The 3,780-nt window shown below is 34.1% G+C and carries 3 protein-coding genes and 1 pseudogene; 1 reads left to right on the top strand and 3 read right to left on the bottom strand.

The genetic code is table 11. From position 1 onward, the window contains the following. Positions 1–409 precede the first annotated feature (409 nt). A complete protein-coding gene (locus tag ACEW8E_RS00230) occupies positions 410–976 on the top strand; it encodes a Uma2 family endonuclease (protein ID WP_373478332.1) in 567 nt (188 codons plus the stop codon). A gap of 108 nt (positions 977–1,084) precedes the next feature. Here the strand turns inward: ACEW8E_RS00230 and ACEW8E_RS00225 are convergent, their stop codons facing one another. The 3 genes and pseudogenes from ACEW8E_RS00225 to ACEW8E_RS00215 all read right to left on the bottom strand — a co-directional run. Further along, on the bottom strand, positions 1,085–2,095 hold the full coding sequence (locus ACEW8E_RS00225; RefSeq protein WP_373478331.1) for a WD40 repeat domain-containing protein: 1,011 nt from the start codon (positions 2,093–2,095) through the stop codon (positions 1,085–1,087). A gap of 21 nt (positions 2,096–2,116) precedes the next feature. Further along, the gene (locus tag ACEW8E_RS00220) at positions 2,117–3,088 is read right to left on the bottom strand and encodes a GTP-binding protein (protein ID WP_373478330.1); all 972 of its coding nucleotides are present in this window, start codon (positions 3,086–3,088) and stop codon (positions 2,117–2,119) included. 110 nt (positions 3,089–3,198) lie between these two features. Continuing rightward, positions 3,199–3,636, bottom strand: a pseudogene (locus ACEW8E_RS00215) (IS5 family transposase); the annotation flags it as partial. Between the last annotated feature and the right edge of the window lie 144 nt (positions 3,637–3,780).

Raw genomic sequence — 3,780 nt, 5'->3', positions numbered from 1 at the left:
CTTTGACAAAGCGAAAAACCTGAAATAAAATGTTCATAACTTATTTTAAATAAACAAAAAATAAGATGGACATGGTCGATTGTATAACCAAAAAGTCCATCTTTTTTTTAATTTTGCCCCGACTTTGAAAACACCCTGCTTCTCAGGGCGTTTTAACTCGTCCAGAAATTCTTTATAAATTCAGACATATTTTTAGAATAAAAATCAAAAATTAATTATAAGTTCGTAGTTACCCCTTTAGGGGTAAAAAATAGTATTTATAAAGGCAAAAGCAGTGTCAGAGTTGAATATTATTTAACCTCTACAAATAATTTTTATGTTTAAAATTTTATTGTTATATTAGATATGGAATGAATAATCAAAAAATCTAAAATCATTAACTTAAGAGTATAAATAATGAGAAAAAATTATGACTACAGTTTTAAATCTTGAGTCTATTATCTCTTTAAATCGAGATCAATTTTATCAACTTTGTCTCAATAATCCCGAATTATCATTAGAAAGAAATCCTCAAGGAGAGTTAATTATTATGTCCCCCGTTGGTGGTATGAGTGGAAAAAAAGAGGCCAATTTAATTATTGATATTGGTAATTGGAATCGTCAAAAAAAACTAGGGGAAGTTTTTAGTTCATCCACTATTTTTAGTTTACCAAAAGGAGGCGATCGATCTCCCGATGTAGCTTGGGTATCTTTGAAAAAATGGGAAAAATTAACAGAAAAAGAAAGAGAAGGATTTCCCCCCATTTGTCCTGATTTTGTCATTGAATTAAGGTCAAAAAGCGATAGATTAAAACCATTACAAGAGAAGATGATAGAGTATTTAGAATCAGGATTACAGCTTGGATGGTTAATTAATCCACAGGATAAAACCGTAGAAATTTATCGCCCAAATCAACCTGTAGAAATAGTAAAAATGCCCATTAATTTATCAGGAGAAAATGTTTTACCTGACTTATACATAGATATAGATTACTAAATGTAAGAAAGTAAAATACTAGTCCACCATTATCACTACATCTCCATCAGAATGAGGATGTTAGCTTACACTTAGTTAACTCAATCTACAAAAAATAAAAAATATAACTTAATTTAACTGAAAAATAAATACTTCTCCCATATCACTACCGACTGCTAATTTTTCCCCCGCAAAATCCCATTGCAAACAAGAAAAACCCCCTTCTATTCCCGTAAAATTATCCATTAATTGCTCTTCATTTTCCCATAAAAATAAGCAACCTTCTTCATTACCACCAGCTAACAAAAGATTATGAGGATTAAACTGTAAATCCTGAATAATGCGATCGTCAATATTTAAAATAGTGGCACTCCAACCCTTTTGTATAATTTTCTCTTTTTGCCACACCAACACATTCCCTCGACTAGAAGTCCCTAACAAGGGAGCATTTTCTGGTATGATTCTTGACCATGTCAGGTTACGAACTTTACCACTAAATCCCGACAGTCGCCAAGGTAACAAATCGAAGTCATCCCATAACATAACAGTATCATCAAGGCAACTGATGGCAAGATAATCTTTATATCCTGCCCATTTTATTTTAAAGGCTGGGGCGTAGGTTTCAATATGAATGGGATCTTCTAACCAATCTTTGCTATCCCAAATTTTTACACCGCCATCCCCTGCGATCGCCAAATACTCTCCTTGAGGATGCCATGCAAAATCCAACACCGTAGAATTTTCAAAGGGTAAAGAGGTAATTATTTCCTGTGTCTCTACATCCCAAATCTGCACATAACGCCCTTGACTAAAGGCAAGATAATTTTTTTGGGGATGCCATGCTAAATTTTCTAACCATTGCAGATTCCAGTTTAGGGTATCAACTAATTTTAAGTCGGGAAGTTGCCAAATCAAAATCTGTCCATTTTGCCCTCCTACTGCTAAAAATTGACTATCCGCAGAAAAAGCGAGATAATCAATCGAACTTTGAGTATCATTAGGCGGCAGGATAAGGTGAGGAGTATCCGTAAATAACATTACCTCACCATCGGCTGAACTTACTGCCAAATCACCTTTTTTTGACCAACTTACTGCTGTAATATATTCTGTTAATTTTCCTGTCCATTGTATTTTTAACATCTTAATCTTTATCTATGATGATTAATCAAAACAAGCCTTAAAACCTTCTCTTAATTCCATTTCGTCTAAATTACGCCCAATAAATACCAATTCACTTTTACGGGTTTCTCCTTCCTGCCAAGGACGATCGAAAGTTACGTCAAACAACATATGCACCCCTTGAAATACGACTCGATCGTTCATGTTAGTAATATTTAAAATACCCTTCATGCGGAAAATATCCGTACCTCGATTACGCAGTAAGTCACTAATCCAATCTTGTAACTTTTCCAAATTCAAAGGCTGAGATTCCACCATAGCAATAGAATACACCGATTCATCGTGTTCGTGAGCTTCTTCTCCCAAAAAATTAGGATCGATTTCTAAGGCTTTTTCCAGATCAAATGATCTAATGCCTAACAATTGATTCATTTCAATCTCAGCATTTTGAGTTCGATAAATTTTCGCCATAGCGTTCATACTACGGATACGTTTTTCTAAATCCTCCAACTCCTCAGAAGTAACTAAATCAGTTTTATTGAGTAAAATCACATCAGCAAAAGCAATTTGCTCTTGAGCTTCATCTGCGTTCCAATGTTGATGAATGTGCTTTGTATCTACTACTGTCACAACCGCATCTAAAAGTAACTTTGACTTCATATCTTCATCCATGAAAAAAGTTTGTATTACAGGAGCAGGATCAGCTAAACCAGTAGTTTCAATGACAAGATGATCAAATTTATTACGTCTTTTCATCAAGTTACCGATAATACGCATTAAATCACCCCTCACGGTGCAACAAATACAACCGTTATTCATCTCAAATATTTCTTCATCAGCAGAAATCACCAACTGGTTATCAATTCCTACTTCCCCAAACTCATTGACGATTACCGCCACTTTTTTGCCATGTTCATAGGTAAGAATGTGATTGAGTAAAGTTGTTTTACCCGCTCCTAAATAACCCGTTAAAACTGTTACGAGGATTAAGTCTCTTTCTGTGGTAGTTAACATTGATTATCTTAGTAAATAAACAAAATGATTATCATTATTGTAATAGACATTCCCAACAATTCTGGTAGAGACGTAAAATTTAATTTCTCCCAGAAGTCTAGGGCGTGTCATCAATTAAGCCAGATTATGATTGAAGCTAAATAAATACCCTCCAGAAAATTTATTTTTCGTTTATCATATCTGGTAGCGATTGCTCTATATTGTTTTAATCTGGCAAAAAAGTTCTCAATTAAATGTCTTGCTTGATATAAATATTTATCATATTCTCGTTGATCTTTTCTATTCTTCTTTGGCGGTATAACTACTGTTTTGCCTTGTTTTTCGAGTTTTTCCATTACTCTCTCATCAGCATCATAACCTTTATCCCCTAATAAAGTATCTGCTTGTAAATCTTCTAACAAAACATCTGAACCATCAAGATCGCAATTATTTCCAGGTGTGAGATAAAACCCCGTGGGATTACCCAGAGCATCGACAGTAGCATGTATCTTTGTACTTAAACCACCTTTGCTACGACCGATCGCTTCTTCATTTTTATCCCCCCTTTTGCACCAGGGTGTTTTCAAAGTCGGGGCAAAATTAAAAAAAAGATGGACTTTTTGGTTATACAATCGACCATGTCCATCTTATTTTTTGTTTATTTAAAATAAGTTATGAACATTTTATTTCAGGTTTTTCGCTTTGTCAAAGAT

The organism is Geminocystis sp. (assembly GCF_041753295.1).
Classification (GTDB): domain Bacteria; phylum Cyanobacteriota; class Cyanobacteriia; order Cyanobacteriales; family Cyanobacteriaceae; genus Geminocystis.
The sequence above is the reverse complement of the archived record's forward strand: the minus strand, read 5'-3'. Positions and strand labels throughout refer to the sequence as shown.